17 protein-coding genes are annotated in these 18,951 nt (G+C 68.2%); 7 read left to right on the forward strand and 10 right to left on the reverse strand.

Annotated features, from left to right (window positions below; translation table 11 throughout):
- Positions 1–38 precede the first annotated feature (38 nt).
- The 4 genes from VK92_RS05785 (at position 39) to VK92_RS05800 (ending at position 4,625) form a co-directional block, all read left to right on the forward strand.
- On the forward strand, positions 39–872 hold the full coding sequence (locus VK92_RS05785; protein ID WP_048021081.1) for a zinc-dependent peptidase: 834 nt from the start codon (positions 39–41) through the stop codon (positions 870–872).
- A 157-nt stretch (positions 873–1,029) separates the two neighbouring features.
- A complete protein-coding gene (locus tag VK92_RS05790) occupies positions 1,030–1,290 on the forward strand; it encodes a type B 50S ribosomal protein L31 (RefSeq protein ID WP_021156486.1) in 261 nt (86 codons plus the stop codon).
- Between the two features lie 144 nt (positions 1,291–1,434).
- Positions 1,435–3,267 carry an ArnT family glycosyltransferase gene (locus VK92_RS05795; RefSeq protein WP_104766265.1) on the forward strand — a complete coding sequence of 611 codons (1,833 nt, stop codon included), beginning with the start codon at positions 1,435–1,437 and terminating at the stop codon, positions 3,265–3,267.
- 2 nt (positions 3,268–3,269) lie between these two features.
- Positions 3,270–4,625: an MATE family efflux transporter gene (locus VK92_RS05800; RefSeq protein ID WP_048021078.1), complete on the forward strand. Its 1,356-nt coding sequence runs from the start codon at positions 3,270–3,272 to the stop codon at positions 4,623–4,625.
- Between the two features lie 11 nt (positions 4,626–4,636).
- On the opposite strand, the gene lipA is transcribed toward VK92_RS05800, so the two are convergent.
- From lipA to VK92_RS05830, 6 genes are all read right to left on the reverse strand, one after another.
- On the reverse strand, positions 4,637–5,602 hold the full coding sequence (lipA, locus tag VK92_RS05805) for a lipoyl synthase (protein ID WP_048021076.1): 966 nt from the start codon (positions 5,600–5,602) through the stop codon (positions 4,637–4,639).
- A gap of 2 nt (positions 5,603–5,604) precedes the next feature.
- Positions 5,605–6,720: an acetoin dehydrogenase dihydrolipoyllysine-residue acetyltransferase subunit gene (locus tag VK92_RS05810; protein ID WP_048021075.1), complete on the reverse strand. Its 1,116-nt coding sequence runs from the start codon at positions 6,718–6,720 to the stop codon at positions 5,605–5,607.
- Positions 6,721–6,724: 4 nt separating this feature from the next.
- Positions 6,725–7,729 carry an alpha-ketoacid dehydrogenase subunit beta gene (locus VK92_RS05815; protein WP_048021073.1) on the reverse strand — a complete coding sequence of 335 codons (1,005 nt, stop codon included), beginning with the start codon at positions 7,727–7,729 and terminating at the stop codon, positions 6,725–6,727.
- Between the two features lie 54 nt (positions 7,730–7,783).
- Positions 7,784–8,767, reverse strand: a complete 984-nt coding sequence (locus VK92_RS05820; protein WP_021156490.1) for a thiamine pyrophosphate-dependent dehydrogenase E1 component subunit alpha — start codon at positions 8,765–8,767, stop codon at positions 7,784–7,786.
- A gap of 77 nt (positions 8,768–8,844) precedes the next feature.
- A complete protein-coding gene (locus VK92_RS05825) occupies positions 8,845–9,621 on the reverse strand; it encodes an SDR family NAD(P)-dependent oxidoreductase (protein WP_048021071.1) in 777 nt (258 codons plus the stop codon).
- Positions 9,622–9,680: 59 nt separating this feature from the next.
- Positions 9,681–10,739, reverse strand: a complete 1,059-nt coding sequence (locus tag VK92_RS05830; protein ID WP_048021069.1) for an ATP-NAD kinase family protein — start codon at positions 10,737–10,739, stop codon at positions 9,681–9,683.
- Positions 10,740–11,275: 536 nt separating this feature from the next.
- Here VK92_RS05830 and VK92_RS05835 point away from each other — a divergent pair.
- Positions 11,276–13,192: a sigma-54-dependent Fis family transcriptional regulator gene (locus VK92_RS05835; protein WP_048021067.1), complete on the forward strand. Its 1,917-nt coding sequence runs from the start codon at positions 11,276–11,278 to the stop codon at positions 13,190–13,192.
- Positions 13,193–13,217: 25 nt separating this feature from the next.
- Here VK92_RS05835 and VK92_RS05840 read toward each other — a convergent pair whose 3' ends face one another.
- Together VK92_RS05840 and VK92_RS05845 are read right to left on the reverse strand one after the other, a co-directional pair.
- Complete coding sequence (locus VK92_RS05840; RefSeq protein WP_048021065.1) at positions 13,218–13,661, reverse strand: carboxymuconolactone decarboxylase family protein; 444 nt, start codon at positions 13,659–13,661, stop codon at positions 13,218–13,220.
- The gene (locus VK92_RS05845; protein WP_048021063.1) at positions 13,645–14,106 is read right to left on the reverse strand and encodes a MerR family transcriptional regulator; all 462 of its coding nucleotides are present in this window, start codon (positions 14,104–14,106) and stop codon (positions 13,645–13,647) included. Before VK92_RS05845 ends, VK92_RS05840 begins: the two co-directional genes overlap by 17 nt.
- A gap of 290 nt (positions 14,107–14,396) precedes the next feature.
- Between VK92_RS05845 and VK92_RS05850 the strand changes: the two genes are divergently transcribed.
- Positions 14,397–15,008, forward strand: a complete 612-nt coding sequence (locus VK92_RS05850; protein ID WP_048021061.1) for a ComEA family DNA-binding protein — start codon at positions 14,397–14,399, stop codon at positions 15,006–15,008.
- A gap of 88 nt (positions 15,009–15,096) precedes the next feature.
- The gene (locus tag VK92_RS05855) at positions 15,097–15,528 is read left to right on the forward strand and encodes a YidB family protein (protein ID WP_021156497.1); all 432 of its coding nucleotides are present in this window, start codon (positions 15,097–15,099) and stop codon (positions 15,526–15,528) included.
- Positions 15,529–15,656: 128 nt separating this feature from the next.
- Here the strand turns inward: VK92_RS05855 and clpB are convergent, their stop codons facing one another.
- Positions 15,657–18,254, reverse strand: a complete 2,598-nt coding sequence (clpB, locus tag VK92_RS05860) for an ATP-dependent chaperone ClpB (RefSeq protein ID WP_021156498.1) — start codon at positions 18,252–18,254, stop codon at positions 15,657–15,659.
- Positions 18,255–18,411: 157 nt separating this feature from the next.
- Positions 18,412–18,930, reverse strand: coding sequence for an Rrf2 family transcriptional regulator (locus tag VK92_RS05865; RefSeq protein WP_048021059.1), 519 nt, complete (start codon positions 18,928–18,930; stop codon positions 18,412–18,414).
- Between the last annotated feature and the right edge of the window lie 21 nt (positions 18,931–18,951).

Below are 18,951 nucleotides of genomic sequence, written 5' to 3' on the forward strand. Positions count from 1 at the left end.
GTTAAAAGACAGGCTTTGGATTTCCGCGAGCCGCCTTCATGCTCTCGAAACTGACCCGCTGGTTCGACGACCGCCGCCGCGACCGCGCGCTGCGCAGCCATCCGATCCCCGACGCGCTATGGCAGGACACCGTCGAGCGCCTGCCGTTCCTCGCGGCGCTGTCGCCCGACGCGCTCGGCCGGCTGCGCGAACTGACGAGCCTGTTCGTCGCGAAGAAATCGTTCTCGACCGCGCACGGGCTCGAGCTGACCGACGCGATGATCGTCGCGATCGCCGCGCAGGCCTGCCTGCCCGTGCTGAATCTCGACCTGTCGCTGTACGACGGCTGGGTCGGCGTCGTCGTGTATCCGGGCGAATTCGTGATCCGCAAGACGGTGCAGGACGAGGACGGCGTCGTCCACGAAGTGGAGCAGGACGCGAGCGGCGAGGCCTGGGAAGGCGGCCCCGTGATCCTGTCGTGGGAGGATGCGCAGATGACGGACGGCCGCGACGCGTACAACGTCGTGATCCACGAGTTCGCGCACAAGATCGACATGGTCAACGGCGCAGCCGACGGCTATCCGCCCCTTTTTCGCCGCTGGCACGCGCCGTACCTCGATGCGCAGACCTGGGCCGACGTGTTCGAGCACGCGTACGACCAGTTCTGCGCGCGCGTCGACGCGGTGCCGGACCGCGCGTGGGCGCGCTTCGAGCGGGAATCGCTGATCGATCCGTATGCGGCCGACCACCCGTCCGAATTCTTCGCGGTGTGCAGCGAAGCGCTGTTCGTACGACCGAAAGCGTTCGAGTCCGAATTTCCGGAGCTGTACCGGCTGCTCGCGCGCTACTACCGGCAGGATCCGGCCGGCACCGGCGCGCTCGACGCACCGTGAAAATAATTCGTCAACCATCTGATTTTCTGGCATAATCGCCGTTTTTCGACCTTAGGCAAGTGGCTCGCGCCGGGCTTGACGTCGGCTGGATCGCGCAACTTTGTGCGGCACGGCACGGCAAGCGGCGGGTTGGCTACCGCTCTCACCAAGGAAAATCATGAAACCTGGCATTCACCCGGATTACCGCGAAGTCGTCTTCCAAGACATGTCGAACGGCTTCAAGTTCATCACGCGCTCGACGATCCAGACGCGTGAAAACATCGAACTCGACGGCAAGACCTACCCGCTCGCCAAGATCGAAGTGTCGTCGGAATCGCACTCGTTCTACACGGGTCAGCAAAAGATCATGGACACGGCCGGCCGTGTCGAGAAGTTCAAGAACAAGTTCGGCGTTCGCGCCAGCGGCAAGGCGAAGTAAGCTTTGCACCGCATCCGGTGGTTGCAACGCACCGGTATCGCACAAAAGGGCAGCCCAGGCTGCCCTTTTTTGTCTCTGCTCGCCGGAAAAGCACCGGCCGGCGTCCGGGCATCGGCCTGACGCGCAACTGCCGGCGCGTCTACAATGCCGGATGCTCGAAACCGGCTCGACCGCGCGCACCCGCGCCGGCCGCCCGCCCATAACAAATCGCTCATCTGCATGAAGCCTGTCGTCCGTCTCACCGCCTCCGCCACGCGTGCGCTGCCGCGCTGGCTGCTGCTTACCCTCTGCTTCGTCTACGCAGCGTTCGGCCTGTTCGGCCGCGACCCGTGGAAGAACGAGGACGCGGCGGGCTTCGGCGTGATGTGGACGATGGCCAAGGGCGGCTGGCACGACTGGCTGCTGCCGAACCTCGTCGGCAAGTTCATCACGACCGACGGGCCGCTCGGCTACTGGCTCGGCGCGCTGTCGATCCGCGGCCTCGGCCCGTGGGTCGATGCGAGCAACGCGTCGCGCGTCGATACCGGCGTGCTGTTCTGCGTCGCGTGCGCGTTCGTCTGGTACGCAGCCTACCTGCTCGGCCGGCGTGCCGAGGTCCAGCCGTTCAAATACGCATTCGGCGGCGAACCCGAGCCGCGCGACTACGGCCGCACGCTCGCCGACGGCGCGCTGCTGGTGCTCGTCGCCTGCTTCGGCCTCGCGGAACGCGGGCACGAAACGACGCCGCAGCTGGCGCAGTTCGCGTGGATCGCCATGCTCGTCTACGGGATCGTCCGCGGCATCGACAAGCCGATGCAGGGCGCGCTGTGGTGGGGTCTCGCGATCGGCCTCGTCGCCCTGTCAGGCAACCCGGTGCTCGTCGTCGCCCTGCTCGCCGGCACGGCCGTGCTGTGGCTCGTCACGCCCGAGATGCGCAACCTGCGCCTGCCGCTGGTCGGCGTACCGCTCGCGGCCGCGATCTTCGCGCTGTGGCCGCTTGCCGCGTTCGTCGCGGCGCCCGACGACGCCGCATGGTTCTTCAACCAGTGGATTCACGGCAGCCTGATGCGCTTTTCCGGCCCGCCGACCGCCGTGCTCGGCTATGCGGCAAAGAACCTGCCGCTGTTCACGTGGCCCGCGTGGCCGCTCGCGATCTGGGCATGGTGGAGCTGGGCCGGCATGCGCCGCCGCGCGCACGTCGCGATTCCGCTGTCGGTCGCCGTGCCGCTCGTCGCGCTCGTGATCCTGCAGAGCCAGCAGTCGAACCGCATGTACATGCTGCTGATGCCGCCGCTGGCGGTGCTCGCGACGTTCGCGCTGCCGACCCTCAAGCGCGGCGCGATCAATGCGATCGACTGGTTCGCGGTGCTGAGCTTCACGATCCTCGGCACCTTCGTGTGGCTCGTGTGGCTCGCGTCGCTCACGGGCTTCCCGCATCCGCTCGCCCGCAACCTCGCGCGCCTCGTGCCCGGCTACGAGCCGCACTTCAAGATCCTGTCGTTCATCTGCGCGGTGATCGCCACGGTGTGCTGGTGCTTCCTCGTGCGCTGGCGCATCTCGCGGCAGCCGAAGGTCCTGTGGCGCAGCGTCGTGCTGTCGGGTGCAGGCACCACGCTGATGTGGGTGCTGCTGATGACGCTGTGGCTGCCGATCGTCAATTATGGCCGGACCTATCGCGACGTCGCGCAGCAGATCGCCGTGCACCTGCCGTCCGACTACGAGTGCATCTCGCCCGTGCGGCTCGGTGACGCGCAGCTCGCGACCTTCGCGTATTTCGGCAACATGCGCTTCGATTTCTCCGGCGACTGCGACGTGATCCTGCGCCAGGACCGCGCGGACTTCGGCGAGCCGAGCTCGATGTCGCAATACGTGTGGCGTCTCGTGTGGGAGGGCCGCCGCGTCGCCGACCGCGACGAGCGCTTCCGCCTGTACGAGCGCATCGAACGGCCGAAGACGCCCGTCAAGCGGCGTCCGCCGCGCCGTCAGCCGGCCGACTGACGATGTTCGGCGACATCCGCCGGATCGTCGGTCTCGCGTGGCCGGTGCTCGTCGGCCAGCTCGCGATCATCGCGTTCGGCGTGATCGACACCGCGATGGTCGGCCGCTACTCGGCCGTCGATCTGGCCGCGCTCGGGCTCGGCTCGTCGATCTACGTGTCGATCTACATCGGCCTGACGGGCATCCTGTCCGCGCTGCAGCCGATCACCGGGCAACTGTACGGTGCGCGACGCTATGCCGAAATCGGCGAGGAAGTGCGCCAGGCCCTGTGGCTCGCGCTGCTGCTCGCGGTGCCCGGCTTTCTCCTGCTGCATTTTCCCGAGCCGCTGCTGCGCGTCGCGCACGCACCCGCCGCGCTGCACGACCGCACCGTCGACTACCTGCGCATCCTGTCGTACGGGCTGCCCGCCAGCCTCGTCTTCCGCATCTACAACGCGCTGACCAACGCGGCCGGCAAGCCGCGCCTCGCGATGATCCTGCAGATCGGCGCGCTGGTGCTCAAGTTTCCGCTCAACGTGTGGTTCATCTTCGGCGGGTTCGGCGTACCGGCCCTCGGCGGCCCCGGCTGCGGGCTCGCGAGCACGCTGATCAACTGGGCGCTCGCGCTGATCGGCTACACGCTGCTCGCGAAGCTCGACGTGTTCGCGCCGCTCGCGATCTTCTCGCGCTTCTGCTGGCCGGTGTGGGAACGCCAGAAGGCGATCCTGAAACTCGGCGTGCCGATGGGCCTGTCGTACCTGATCGAGGTCACGTCGTACACGTGCATGGCGCTGTTCATCGCGCAATTCGGCACGACGACGCTCGCCGGCCACCAGATCGCCGGCAACATCGGCGCGGTGCTGTACATGACCCCGCTGTCGATCGGCGTGGCGGCATCGACGCTGGTCGCGCGCGCGCTCGGCGCCGGACGGCCCGAAGAAGCCCGGCTGCTCGGCCGGCACAGCGTGATCTTCGCGTGCGGCATTGCCGCGACATACGGCCTGCTCGTGTTCGTGCTGCGACCGCTGATCATCGGCGGCTATACGCCGAACCCGGCCGTCGCCGCGGCCGCGATGCCGCTCGTCGCGATCGTCGCGTGCTATCACGTCTTCGATGCGCTGCAGGTCACGTCGGCGTTCGTGCTGCGGGCCTACAAGGTCGCGGTCGTGCCGACCGTGATCTATGCGGTCGCGCTGTGGGGCGTCGGGCTCAGCGGCGGCTACGTGCTCGGCTTCGACGTGGGCGGCATCGCGCCCGCGTGGCTGACCGGCGCGCGCGGCTTCTGGTTCGCGAACACGGTCAGCCTGATGCTCGCGGGCGCCGGGCTCGTGCTGTACCTGCGCCGGGTGAGTCGCGCGCACGCCCCGGCGCCGGCCTGACGCGCCGCCCGCTAGCTGTTCTCAAGCACGTCGGCCGCATGGTACGACGACCGCACGAGCGGGCCGGCGACGACTTCCCTGAAACCCAGCGCCAGCGCGTCGTCGCGCCATGCGGCGAATGCCTCGGGGCTCACGTAGCGTCGCACCGGCAGGTGGTGCGACGACGGCGCCAGATACTGGCCGAGCGTCAGCACGTCGACTTCGTGCGCGCGCAGGTCGCGCAGCGTGTCGCGCACCTCGTCGTCGCGCTCGCCGAGCCCGAGCATCAGTCCCGACTTCGTCACGAGCGTCGGCCGCGCGGCCTTCGCCTGCGCGAGCAATTCGAGCGAGCCGCGATAGTCGGCGCCCGGCCGCGCCGCGCGATACAGCGACGGCACCGTCTCGATGTTGTGATTGAACACGTCGGGCCAGGCCGTCGACAGCGCATCGAGCGCACGGGCCACGCGGCCGCGGAAGTCCGGCGTCAGCACTTCGACGCCGATGCCCGGCACGCTCGCGCGCACCGCCGCGATGCACGCGGCGAAATGCGCGGCGCCGCCGTCGCGCAAGTCGTCGCGGTCGACCGACGTGATCACGACGTAGCGCAGCCCGAGCGCCGCGGCCGCGTCGGCCAGCCGCGCCGGCTCGTCGGGATCGAGCGGCTCGGGACGACCGTGCGCGACGTCGCAGAACGGGCAGCGCCGCGTGCACAGGCCGCCCATGATCATGAACGTCGCGGTGCGCTGAGCGAAGCACTCGCCGATGTTCGGGCACATCGCCTCCTCGCAGACGGAATGCAGCCGATGGTCGCGCAGCACGGCAGCCATGTCGGCCACCGCCGCGCTCATCATCGGCCGCGCGCGCAGCCACGGCGGCTTCGGCAACGCCGCGCCGGCCGCGGGCTCGACGCGCACCGGAATGCGCGCGAGCTTGTCGCGGTTTCTCGCGCCCGGCTGGCCGAGCGCCGTGAGGCTGGGTCGTTCGAGCGCGGCGGCCATCGTCAGTCTCCGAGGAATGCGACGATCAGGCGGTTCACGTCGGCGGCCGCCTCCATCTGCACCATGTGCCCGCTGCCGGCGATCACTTCGGCACGCACGCCGTCAGGCAAACCCTGCGCGTGATGCGCCGGGATCACCTGGTCGCGCTCGCCCCAGATCACGAGCGTGCGCGGCGCAAGCGTCACGAGCCGGTCGCGGAACACACGCCGCTGTGCGGCGCCGTCGAACGCCGCGTTCGCGATCTTCTCGAGCGCGGCCTGCACGCCTTCGAGCCGCTTGTACTTGACGAGATCCTCGACGAGCTGCCGCGTGACCAGCGCGTTGTCCGCGAACAGCGCGCCGAGGTGCGGCTTCAGCGTGTTGCGGCTGTTGCCGGCGACGAAACCGTCGATGTAAGCGCGGTTGATGTCGGTGCCGAGCCCCGCGCTCGCGATCAGCGTCAGCGAAGCGACGCGTTGCGGCGCGCGTTCCGCTGCCGCCATCGCAACCGCGCCGCCCATCGAATGGCCGATCAGGTGTGCCTGGTCGATGCCCTTCGCATCGAGCAGCGCGAGCACCGCGTCGGCGAGTTCGTCGAGGCTGCCCGTCTCGACTGCCTTGCCCGATTCGCCATGGCCGGGCAGGTCCAGTGCCCACACGGGCCGGTGCGCGGCGAGATCCGCGTGATTGAACAGCCAGTTGTTCAGGTCGCCGCCGAAGCCGTGAATCAGCACGGCGGGTGTGCCGGTGCCTTCGCCGAGCTTCAGGAAGCGCACCGTCCGGCCGCCGATCTGCGCCTTCTCGGGTTGCGGGCCGGCCGCTTCGTCGGAGGCCGCGCTAGGCACGAAATCGCGCTGGAAATCGGCGATCGCCGCGTCGATGTCCGCATCGCTCGCATCGGCCGCCGCGACGACGCCGAGCAGCGCGCCGACCGGCAGCGTCTCGCCTTCCTGCGCGACCTGCCGGCGCAGCGTGCCGTCGAACGCGCATTCGACGCCCGACGAGATCTTGTCGGTTTCGACGTCGAGCACCTCGTCGCCCTTCGTCACGCGTTCGCCGATCGTCTTCAACCAGCCGTTGACCTGCCCCTGCTCCATCGACAGCCCCCACTTGGGCATCGTGATCATGTGAATCGACATCGTGTCAGCTCCTCGTCTTCAGGACCGCCTGCGCAATCGCATCGGCGGACGGGATATACAGGTCTTCCAGCACGCTCGCGAACGGCGCGGGCGTGTGCGGCGCGGTCACGAGCTCGATCGGCGCCTTCAGCGCATGGAACGCGCGCTGCGCGACGAGCGCGGCAATGTCGGTCGCGATCGAGCAGCGCGGGTTCGCTTCGTCGACGACCACGACGCGCCCGGTGCGCTCCGCGCTTTCGAGGATCGTTTCCTCGTCGAGCGGCGACGTCGTGCGCAGATCGATCACGTCGACCTGGATGCCGTCCTTCGCGAGCTTCGCGGCCGCGTCCATCGCGAGATGCACCATCCGGCCGTACGTGACGATCGTCGCGTCGTCGCCGTCGCGCATCACGTTTGCCTCGCCGAACGGAATCGCATAGGACTCCTCCGGCACGTCGCCTTCGCGGGTATAGAGCAGCTTGTGCTCGAGGAAGATCACGGGATCGTTGTCGCGGATCGCCTGGATCAGCAGCCCCTTCGCGTCGTACGGTGTCGACGGGCACACGACCTTCAGCCCCGGGATGTGCGTGAACAGCGACGTGAGCATCTGCGAGTGCTGCGCGGCCGCGCGCAGCCCGGCGCCGTACATCGCGCGGATCACGACCGGCGTCACGGCCTTGCCGCCGAACATGTAGCGGAACTTGGCGGCCTGGTTGAAGATCTGGTCGAAGCACACGCCCATGAAGTCGATGAACATCAGCTCCGCGACGGGCCGCATCCCGCATGCGGCCGCACCGACCGCCGCGCCGATGTAGCCGCCCTCCGACAGCGGCGTATCGAGCACGCGGCCCGGAAACTTGTGGAACAGCCCCTTCGTCACGCCGAGCACACCGCCCCACGCGTCGTCCTCGCCCGGCGCGCCCGCGCCGCCTGCATTGTCCTCGCCCATCACGATCACGCTGTCGTCGCGCGCCATTTCCTGCGCGAGCGCCTCGTTGATCGCCTGCGAATAAGTAATCTTCCTTGCCATGTCTGTCTCCTGGAATGTTCGGTTCGCCGTGTCGGCCGCGGTGTCAGGCCGCGCTCACGGGTACGACACGTAGACGTCGGTCAGCAGGTCGGCTGCGTCGGGCAGCGGCGCGGCCTTGGCCTGCGCGACCGCGTCGTCGATCAGCGCCTTCACCTGGGCATCGACCGCGCGCAGATCGGCGGTCGTCAACGCTTCGGCCCGCACGACGCGCGTCTCGAAATGCTTCAGGCAGTCCTTCTCGTCGCGCAGCTTCTGCACCTCGCCGGGTGCGCGATAGGTCTGCGCGTCGCCTTCGAAGTGGCCGAAATAGCGCGTGAACTTCACCTCGACGAGCGTCGGGCCGCCGCCGTTGCGCGCGCGCTCGACCGCTTCGCCGAGCGCTTCGTGCACCGCGAAGAAGTCGAATCCGTCGACGATCACGCCCGGCATCCCGAACCCGTTCGCACGATCGGCGATGTTGTCGGTCGCGACCGACCAGCTCGACGACGTCGCTTCCGCGTAGCCGTTGTTTTCGGCGACGAAGATCGCGGGCAGCCGCCACACCGACGCGAGGTTCATCGATTCGAAGATCACGCCCTGGTTCGACGCGCCGTCGCCGAAGAAGCACACGCCGACGCCGCCCGTCTTCTTGTGCTTCGCCGCGAGCGCGGCGCCGCACACGAGCGGGCCGCCCGCGCCGACGATCCCGTTGGCGCCGAGCATCCCCATCGACAGGTCGGCGATGTGCATCGAGCCGCCCTTGCCGTGGCAGACGCCGGTTTTCTTGCCGTAGATCTCGGCCATCATCCCGTGCACGTCGACGCCTTTCGCGATGCAATGGCCGTGGCCACGGTGCGTGGTCGCGACATAGTCGTCGAGGCCGAGGTGCAGTATCGTGCCGACCGCGGACGCCTCCTCGCCCGCGTACAGGTGAACGAAGCCGGGGATCTCGCCGGTCGCGAATTCGACGTGCAGGCGTTCCTCGAATTCGCGGATCGTGCGCATCAGCCGGTAGGCGTCCAGCAGCTTGTCCCTGCTGAGCTGTGTCGAAACGGTCATGTGTGTCTCCTGGGTAGGTCTGACTGCGAATGCCGCCGCGGCGACGCCGTGGCGACGGATTGCACGGCCTGCGGCCGTCAGTGGAACGTGAAGCCGCCGTCGACGTTCACGGCCTGGCCCGTCACGTTGTCCATCGTCGCGAAGAACAGCGCGAGCCGGCCCATGTCTTCCGGTGTCTGCGCGCGGCCCTGCGGAATCAGCGTCAACTGGTGCCGCTGCCACGATTCCTCGACCGTTTCGCCGTCGGCCTTCCATTCGTCGGACAGCCGGTCCCACATATAGGTACGGACGATGCCGGGGCAGATCGCGTTGACGGTCACGCCGTCGCGCGCAAGCTCCTTCGCGAGCGCGTTCGTGAAGCCGACGACCGCGAATTTCGATGCGCTGTAGTGCGCGAGATTCGGAAAGCCTTCCTTGCCGGCGATCGACGCGACGTTGATGATCCGGCCGCGGCCCTGCGCCTTCAGGTGCGCGAGCGCCGCGCGGCAGCCGAGGAAGGTGCCCTTCGCGTTCACGTCCATCACGACATCCCAGTCGCGCTCGGTCAGTTCGGCGACCGGATGAATGCTGATCACGCCCGCGCAATTCACGAGGATGTCGAGCCGGCCGAGCTCGGCGAGCGCCTGCGCGACCATCGCGTCGACCTGCTCGGCCTGCGTGACGTCGACCTTCGCGACCGCCGCCCGCCGGCCGAGCGCGCGTACCTCGCGCGCGGTGGCGTCGAGCGCGTCGTCGAGCAGGTCGGCCAGCAGGATGTCGGCGCCCGCGCCGGCAAGCGTCAGCGCAATGCCGCGGCCGATGCCGCGCGCGCCGCCCGTGACGATGGCGACCTGTCCTTCGAGTGAAGCCGTCATGGCAATGTCTCCTTGAGGATCGTTATGGATGTCGAAATGTCATGCGAAAAAGCGGCGGCTCAGTCGTGCCACGCACCGGCATCGCGCAGCAGTTGCCGCGACGACGCGTAACGCAGCGTGCGGCCGACATCGACCGTCAGCGGCCCGCGCCAGTCGAGCGAGATCTCGTAGCGATCGCCGCGCGCGACCTCGATCTCGCGTTCACCGTCGAACGCCAGCGTGCCGCGCTCGAACGGGATCGTCTGCCACGCGCCCGGCTCGAGCCGTTCGCAACTGCGCATCACGACGCGATCGACGCGGCCCGGCGCAATCGGCGCGACGAGCGGCGTGCCGGCCGCCTTGCCTTCGGCCGCGAAACGCATCGCGAGCCCGTGCGGCGCGCTGCGTTCGAGCGGCGCCCACGCGCCGCCGAGCGCGGACAGGCCGATCCCGTCCGGTTCCGCGAACGTCAGGTAGAGCGAATCGATGTCGTCGGACCCCGAGATCGCGCGGGCGCCGATGAAGCGCTGGCGTGCGGCGCACACGTCGACGAGCGCGATCTCCTCGCGCCCCGGCTGCGCACCCGCCACGCAGCGCACGACGAGCCGCTTGTTGCGCGTGAACGCGACTTCGGCCGGCACCGCGCCGGTCGCGGCGAGTCCTGCCGCGACGCCCGCGACGGTTGCCTCGCGATGTTCGGGAAACGCGTTGTTGGTGCCGGTGGACAGCGCGACGAGCGGTGTCGCGCCACAGTGCGCAGCCACGGCGCGATGCGTGCCGTCGCCGCCGAGCACGACGATCAGCGCGACTTCCATCCGGTGCAGGTACGCGGCACCGGCCTGTGTGTCGGCGACGGTATCGGTGATCGGCAGGTCGACGAATTCGACCTCGGGCCAGCGCTCGTGCGGCGCGACCGCGCGATGCGTGTCGATCGCGCGCAGCAGCAGCGTCGCGATGCCCGTGCGGTCGCGCAGCGTCAGCACGCGCTCGACGCCCATCGCGCCGAGGCCGGCCAGCAGGCGCACGATCATGTTCGCCTTCTCCGCCGTCGGAAACACGGAGGCATGCGTCGTGAGGCGGCGGATGTCGCGCCCCGATGCGGGGTTCGCGATCACACCGACGGTAACGGGCGTCGTCACGGGTTTGTCTCCATCCAGTTGGCCGGCCCCGGCGCATGGGTGTACGCCGCGGCCCTGCCTGTCTCGTCCGCTGCCATCGCCGGGCGGCGGATCTTCATCGTCGACGCGACCGCGCCGACCTGCCCGAGATCTCTGCAAGCGGCGTGCCATCGTGCGTGCGATGACCGTGAAACCCGTGTGCACGCTGGCGCGGCGGGAATGTCGACGCCGCCGGTTCGCTGCCGGAGCCACGGCGTGCGCGGCAATTCCGCCCGTTCGTCTCACCCCGTCGATGCGACGAAACGGCCGCCGCGACGCCGGTGCAAGCGCGCCGTTGCGCCCGCAAACCCCGCGCTGTCGCGGCGCCGCGCGGGCCGCGTCATGCCGGACGATCCGCGCATGCCGCACATGCGCGCGTCTCAGCGACACGAGACAGCGCGCGATACCGGTGAGACGAACGTCTCACGCCCGCCGCGTGCTGCGATGCAATGTGATCCGTCGAACGGGATGTGCTACAAGAACATCGCATTCCCCGCCGTACGGAACCGGAGCCGACCATGCCTTACGCCGTCCCCCAGGCCCAGCACGCCGACCGTGTGCTCGGCGCGCTCGCCGGACGCCTGCCCGCGCCGGCCGAATCCACGCGCCTCGTGTCATCGTGGCAACGGTCGCTCGAGCGCTACCGTCTCGACCCCGCTTCGTCGATCGGCCCGCGCGTGCTGACCGCGGCGGAGCTGCGCGAAGTGCGCGACAAGGAAGAGGCCTTCCTGCGCGCGTCGGGCCAGTGCCTGACGCGGCTGCACGACATGATCCGCGTCGCCGACTACTGCGTGATGCTGACCGACGCGCACGGCGTGACGATCGACTACCGGATCGACCGCGAGCGCCGCAACGACTTCCGCCACGCGGGGCTGCACATCGGCTCGTGCTGGTCGGAAAGCGAAGAAGGCACCTGCGGTGTCGCGAACGTGCTGACCGATCTCGCGCCGATCACCGTGCACAAGACCGATCACTTTCGCGCGGCCTTCACGACGCTCACCTGCAGCGCGGCGCCGATCTTCTCGCCGGGCGGCGAGCTGATCGGCGTGCTCGACGCGTCGGCCGTTCAATCGCCCGACGGTCGCGACAGCCAGCGTCTCGTCTATCAGCTCGTGCGGCAGAGCGCGGCACTGATCGAGGACGGCTACTTCGTGCACAGCACCGCGCAGCACTGGATCCTGTTCGGGCATCCGAATCGTCACTACGTCGAAGCGCAACCCGAGTGGCTGATCGCGTTCGACGAATGCGGCAATATCGTCGCCGCGAACCGGCAGGCGCGCGACGCGCTGCCGGCACTGCGCGAACCGCGCCATATCGACGAGATCTTCGATGCGACCGAGATGCCGCTGCGCGATGCCGCGCGGCTCGATGCGATCGTCGCGCTGCGGCTGCGCGCGACCGGCGCGCCGCTCTATGCGCGGCTGCGCGCGCCGCTACGGCGCACCGGCCGCGAGCCCGGCACGGCCTCGCGCCGCCCGGGCACCACGCAACGCCACGTCGGCGCGCTGACGCCGTTCCTGCACAGCAGTGATGCGCATATCGCGCAACAGGCCGAACTCGCGTTGCGTGTCGCGAGCAAGCGGTTGCCGATTCTCGTGCTCGGCGAGACCGGTGCGGGCAAGGAAGTGTTCGCGCGCGCGATCCACGACGCCGGCGCGCGGCGCGCGCGGCCGTTCGTCGCCGTCAACTGCGGCGCACTGCCGGAAGCACTGATCGAGAGTGAATTGTTCGGTTATGCGGCCGGTGCGTTTACCGGCGCACGCAAGCACGGCGCACGTGGCAAGATCGCGCTCGCCGACGGCGGCACGCTGTTCCTCGACGAAATCGGCGACATGCCGCTCGCGCTGCAGACACGCCTGTTGCGCGTGCTCGCCGATGGCGAGGTCGTGCCGCTCGGCAGCGATACGCCCGTGCGCGTCGATCTCGACGTAATCTGCGCGACGCACCGCGATCTCGCGCGCATGGTGGCCGACGGCACGTTCCGCGAGGATCTGTACTACCGGCTGAGCGGCGCGACGTTCGAACTGCCGCCGCTGCGCGCGCGCGCGGACGTGCGCGACGTGATCGCCACCGTGTTCGCCGAGGAGGCGCAGGCAACCGGCCACGTGCTGACACTCGATGCAACGCTCGCGGAACAGCTCGCCGCGTATCCGTGGCCCGGCAACGTCCGGCAGTTGCGCAACGTGCTGCGCTATGCGTGCGCGGTGTGCGACGCCGCGCGCGTGACGCGACAGGATCTGCCGGCCGATATCGCCGCGCAGCTCGGCGGCGCGTCGATCGGCACCCTGCCTGACGACGAGCGCGGCCGCATCGTCGCCGCGCTCACCGCGCACCGCTGGCGGCCCGACGCCGCCGCGCAGGCGCTCGGCATCTCGCGCGCGACGTTGTACCGGCGCATCGCGAAGCACCGGATCATCGCGCCGCACCGCGCGTGACGCGCGGGTGCCGACGCGTGCCCCGTCACGCGAGCTGCCCGACCGCGTCGTGCGCGTCGTTCGCGTCGTTTTCCTCTGCGGCCGCTTCGTCGAGCCGCGCGAACACCTCGCGCGCCGCGAACAGCGCGTTGAGCGCGGCCGGGAAACCCGCGTACACGGACATCTGCATGAACACCTCGACGATCTCGTCGCGCGTGCAGCCCACGTTCAGCGCGGCCTCGATATGCACCTTCAACTGCGGCTGCGCATTGCCGAGCGCGGCCAGTGCCGAGATCGTCGCGATCTCGCGCGCCTTCAGGTCGAGTTGCGGCCGGCTGTAGATGTCGCCGAAGCCGAACTCGACCAGCAGCCGTGCGAAGTCCGGGGCGATCGGCGCAAGCGCCGCGATCACGCGTTCGCCCACCTCCCCGTCGATTTCCTTCAGTTTGTTCCAGCCGCGCGTGTAGCGGTCCTCAACGAGTCGTTCCATGGTGTTCGTCCTGTTCCGATGGGGAGTGAGAGGGTTTTGCCCGTCGTGCCGCATCACGCTCCTGTGCCTCGTAGTACGCGATCTTGTCGCTGATCACGTCGAGGCTCGCCTGCAACTCCGCGAGATGCGCGCGCACCGCGTCGCGATGCGTGACCAGCAGGTTGCGCCGCGCACCGAAGGTCGGCTCGCCCTGCGCGCGCAGCGCCGCGAATTCCTGCATCTGCGCGATCGGCATGCCGGTCGCCTTCAGGCGCATCACGAAGGCCAGCCAGTCAAGGTCGGCCGGCGCATAGAGCCGGTGCCCGGCCGCCGTGCGCGAAATCGCACGCAGCAGGCCGGCCTGCTCGTAGTAGCGCAGCGTATGCGTGGACAAGCCGGTCAGCTCGGCGACTTGCCCGATCGTCAGCGGGCCGGTGGCGGAAGGTTTGGATACGGTTTTCGACATGGCAGGAACAAGGTTAGGAGTTAGAGTCAACTCTAAGTCAAGCGCTTTTGAACGGCCAGCGCGACGACGACCCACGACACCCCGCGACACCGTAAAGAATGGTCAAAACCGCCGCCCGGCACGGGTTTCGGTCTTTACAGCGCCGCAAGCCTTCAGCAAGATTCGGTCAGCCTGTCTTAAAAAGGGCACGCATTTGTCCTATGCTTAACGGCGACGCCCGGCCAAGTCTCGCCCGCCGTCCGTTGCAACAGCCATTCATCCGTCAGAATCAGAACCAGGGAGCCTTTGCCATGCTGAAAAAGCTGCTGATGCTGTTCGTCGCGCTGTCGCTGTCACTCGCCGCAGGCCTTGCCGCGGCCGTCGAAGTCAACACGGCCGACCAGGCCGCGCTCGAATCCGTGAAGGGTCTCGGGCCGGTGAAGTCGAAGGCGATCATCGACGAACGCACCAAGAACGGCCCGTTCAAGGACGCGGACGATCTCGCGAACCGCGTAAAGGGCCTCGGCACGAAGTCGGTCGGCCATCTCGAGGAAAACGGCCTGACGATCGGCGGCTCGTCGACGCCGCCGAAGGGCGTGAAGCTGTCGAAGCCGGCCGCGACGACACCGGCGACCCCGTCGGCAACGACGTCGGCAGGCACCGCGTCGACGTCCACGACCGCAACGGCCGGTACGACGGCCACTGCGCCGGCACCGGCGGCAAGCGCGCCGGACACGGCGGCGAAACCGGCCAAGACCAAGCGCGCGTCGAAGAAGGAAAAGGCCGCCGCGGCCGCAGCGGCATCCGCCGACGCGGGTGCGAGCGCACCGGCCGCGGCGTCGTCGACCAAGGCGACGAAGGGTTCGAAGAAGAAAAACAAGAAGGACAAGGCAGCCTCCGCCGCCGCGGCGTCGGGCGCCTGATGTGCGCCGCGCGCGCGACGGCGTGCGCGCGGCATTCGTTCAACGGGCGTCGTCGTCACGACGCCCTTTTCAGTAAAGGTGAAGCACCATGGGTCTCCTCGACATCGTTGGCGGTCTGCTCGGCGGCCAGGCCGGCGGCAACTCGCAAAGCGCGCTGATCACGACCGCGCTCGAATTCATCAACAACCAGCCGGGCGGCCTGAACGGCCTGATCGAGAAATTCAAGGCAGGCGGCGCCGGCGACATCATCGGCTCGTGGGTCGGCAACGGCGAAAACCAGCCGATCTCGGCAGACACGCTGCAGAACGTGCTCGGCTCCGACGTCGTCGGCTCGCTCGCGAGCAAGGTCGGCATCGATCCGTCGCAGGCTTCGTCGATCCTCGCGCAGGTGCTGCCGCACGTCGTCAACGGCGCGACGCCGAACGGCGAAGTGCCGGCAGGCGGCCAGGTCGATACGTCGAACGTGCTCGGCACGCTCACGCAACTCGCCGGCATGTTCGGCGGCAACAAGCAGGGCTGAGCCCGCACCACGCCGGCTGACGGCCCCGGCGGCGGTTTCGGCCGCCCCATAAGCAAACACCCCGCCGAGGCGGGGTGTTTGTTTTTGCGCGCCCGGCGCGAACCGGGCGGGCAGCCGATGGCAGGCGATCAGTGAACGACGCGGTCGAACACAAACTTGCCGTCGTTGACGTCGACCGGAATCACGTCCTTCGGACCGAAACGGCCCGCGAGGATGAGCTTCGCGACCGGGTTCTCGATCTCCTGCTGGATCGCGCGCTTCAGCGGCCGCGCACCGAACAGCGGATCGTAGCCGACCTTGCCGATCTGTTCGAGCGCCGCCGGCGACACGTCGAGCGCCATGTCGAGCTTCGCGAGCCGGTCGTGCAGGCGGGCGAGCTGGATCTTCGCGATCGACTCGATGTTGCTGCGGTCGAGCGCATGGAACACGACGACGTCGTCGATCCGGTTCAGGAACTCGGGGCGGAAATGCTGCTTCACCTCGAGCCACACCGCGTCCTTGATCTCTTCCTGCGGCGCGCCCGTCATCGCCTGGATCACCTGCGAGCCGAGGTTCGACGTCATCACGATCACCGTGTTCTTGAAGTCGACCGTGCGCCCCTGCCCGTCGGTCATGCGGCCGTCGTCGAGCACCTGCAGCAGCACGTTGAACACGTCCGGATGCGCCTTCTCGATCTCGTCGAGCAGGATCACGCTGTACGGCTTGCGGCGCACGGCTTCCGTCAGGTAACCGCCTTCCTCGTAACCGACATAACCCGGCGGCGCGCCGATCAGCCGCGCGACGCTGTGCTTCTCCATGAACTCGCTCATGTCGATGCGGATCAGATGCTCTTCCGAATCGAACAGGAACGTCGCCAGCGCCTTGCACAGCTCGGTCTTGCCGACACCCGTCGGACCGAGGAACAGGAACGAGCCGTACGGACGGTTCGGATCGGCGAGACCCGCGCGCGAACGGCGGATCGCGTCGGCCACCGCGCTGATCGCCTCATCCTGGCCGACCACGCGCTCGTGCAGCTTTTCCTCGATGTGCAGCAGCTTCTCGCGTTCGCCCTGCATCATCCGCGACACCGGAATCCCGGTCGAACGCGACACGACTTCCGCGATTTCCTCGGCACCGACCTGCGTGCGCAGCAGGCGCGGCCGCGTCGGGTTGTGCTGCTCCTGCTCTTCGGCCTGCGTGACCTGCTTCAGCTGTGCCTCGAGCTGCGGCAGCTTGCCGTACTGCAGCTCGGCGACCTTCTCCAGCTTGCCGTCGCGCTGCAGACGCGCGATGTCCGCACGCACCTTCTCGATCTCTTCCTTCAACTGCGCGCTGCCCTGCACCGCGGCCTTCTCGGCGGTCCAGATCTCCTCGAGGTCCGCATATTCGCGGCCGAGGCGCTCGATCTCTTCCTCGATCAGCTGCAGGCGCTTCTGCGATGCTTCGTCCTGCTCCTTCTTCACGGCTTCGCGCTCGATCTTCAGCTGGATCAGCCGGCGGTCGAGCTTGTCCATCTCTTCGGGCTTCGAATCGATTTCCATCTTGATCTTCGAAGCGGCTTCGTCGATCAGGTCGATGGCCTTGTCGGGCAGGAAACGATCGGTGATGTAGCGGTGCGACAGTTCGGCCGCGGCGACGATCGCCGGATCGGTGATGTCGACGCCGTGGTGCAGTTCGTACTTCTCCTGCAGCCCGCGCAGGATCGCGATCGTCGCCTCGACGCTCGGCTCGTCGACGAGCACCTTCTGGAAGCGGCGCTCGAGCGCGGCATCCTTCTCGATGTACTTGCGGTATTCGTCGAGCGTGGTCGCGCCGATGCAGTGCAGCTCGCCGCGCGACAGCGCCGGCTTCAGCATGTTGCCCGCATCCATCGCGCCTTCGGCCTTGCCCGCGCCGACCATCGTGTGGATTTCGTCGATGAAGACGATCGTCTGGCCTTCGTCCTTCGCGATGTCGTTGAGCACCGCCTTCAGGCGCTCCTCGAATTCACCGCGATACTTCGCGCCGGCGAGCAGCGCGGCCATGTCGAGCGACAGCACGCGCTTGCCCTTCAGCGTCTCCGGCACCTCGCCGTTGACGATCCGCTGCGCGAGCCCTTCGACGATCGCGGTCTTGCCGACGCCCGGCTCGCCGATCAGCACCGGGTTGTTCTTGGTGCGGCGCTGCAGGATCTGGATCGAACGGCGGATTTCGTCGTCGCGGCCGATCACCGGATCGAGCTTGCCCGCACGGGCGCGCTCGGTCAGGTCGACCGTGTACTTCTTCAGCGCCTCGCGCTGGCTTTCCGCATCCTGGCTGTGCACCTGCGAGCCGCCGCGCACCGCGGCGATCGCGGCTTCGAGCGACTTGCGCGTGAGGCCGTGCTGGCGCGCGAGCTTGCCGGCTTCGCCCTTGTCGTCGGACACGGCGAGCAGGAACATTTCGCTCGCGATGAACGTGTCGTTGAGCTTCTGCGCTTCCTTGTCGGCCTGGTTCAGCAGCCCGGCCAGTTCGCGGCCGATCTGGATGTCGCCGCCCGTGCCCGTCACTTGCGGCAGGCGCGAGATCGCTTCGTTCAGCGCGCCTTGCAGCGCCTGGATGTGAACACCCGCGCGCGACATCAGCGAGCGGGCGGAACCGTCCTGCTGCGCAACCAGCGCGGCCAGCACGTGAACGGGTTCGATGTATTGATTGTCGCGGCCGGCCGCAAGGCTTTGCGCGTCAGCGAGTGCTTCCTGGAACTTGGTGGTGAGCTTGTCGATTCTCATTTTGTCGAGACCTCCAATTTTCGATTAACACCAAGGTGAGGATGGTTATGCGGCTTTCAAGCGTAATTCGGGTTGATTCAGCGCAAAAATCGATGGATATCCTCGAAGCGGTCCCGGGACGGGCCGCTGCCGGGTCGCAGGGCACGGCGCTCGCGTATCAGCCGCCCGTCGACGGCGGCTCGACGGACACGGGCGCGTCTTCCGGCAACGGCGCGGCGGGATGCACGCGCACGGCCGGGCGAATGCCGAGCAGCGCCATGAGCGGCGCAGCGGGTTCGACCAGTTCACCGAGCGTGTGACGGTCGAGTTCGGCGAAGAACGCATCGCGCGCGGCCGCCAGTACGCCCTTCAGGCGACACTGCGGCTCGATCACGCAGCCGCGCGACTCACCTTCGGCCGAAAAGCAGCCGACCAGCGCGAAATCGCTCTCGGTTGCGCGCACGACCTGACCGACGGTCAGTTGCAGCGATTCGGGGAACAGCCTCAGCCCGCCATTGCGGCCGCGAACGGTGTCGACCCATCCCAGCTCGCCGAGCTGCTGCACGACTTTCATCAGATGGTTCTTCGAGATGCCGTAGGCGTCCGAGATCTCCTGGATCGTCGCGAGTCCCTCGCCGCGCACGGCAAGGTAAAGCATCACGCGCAGCGAATAGTCGGTGTAGTCGGTGAGTCTCATGGGTGAATACGGAAGAGATCG

This window comes from Burkholderia sp. LK4 (assembly GCF_001043615.1).
In the GTDB taxonomy this organism is placed as follows: Bacteria; Pseudomonadota; Gammaproteobacteria; order Burkholderiales; family Burkholderiaceae; genus Burkholderia; species Burkholderia cepacia.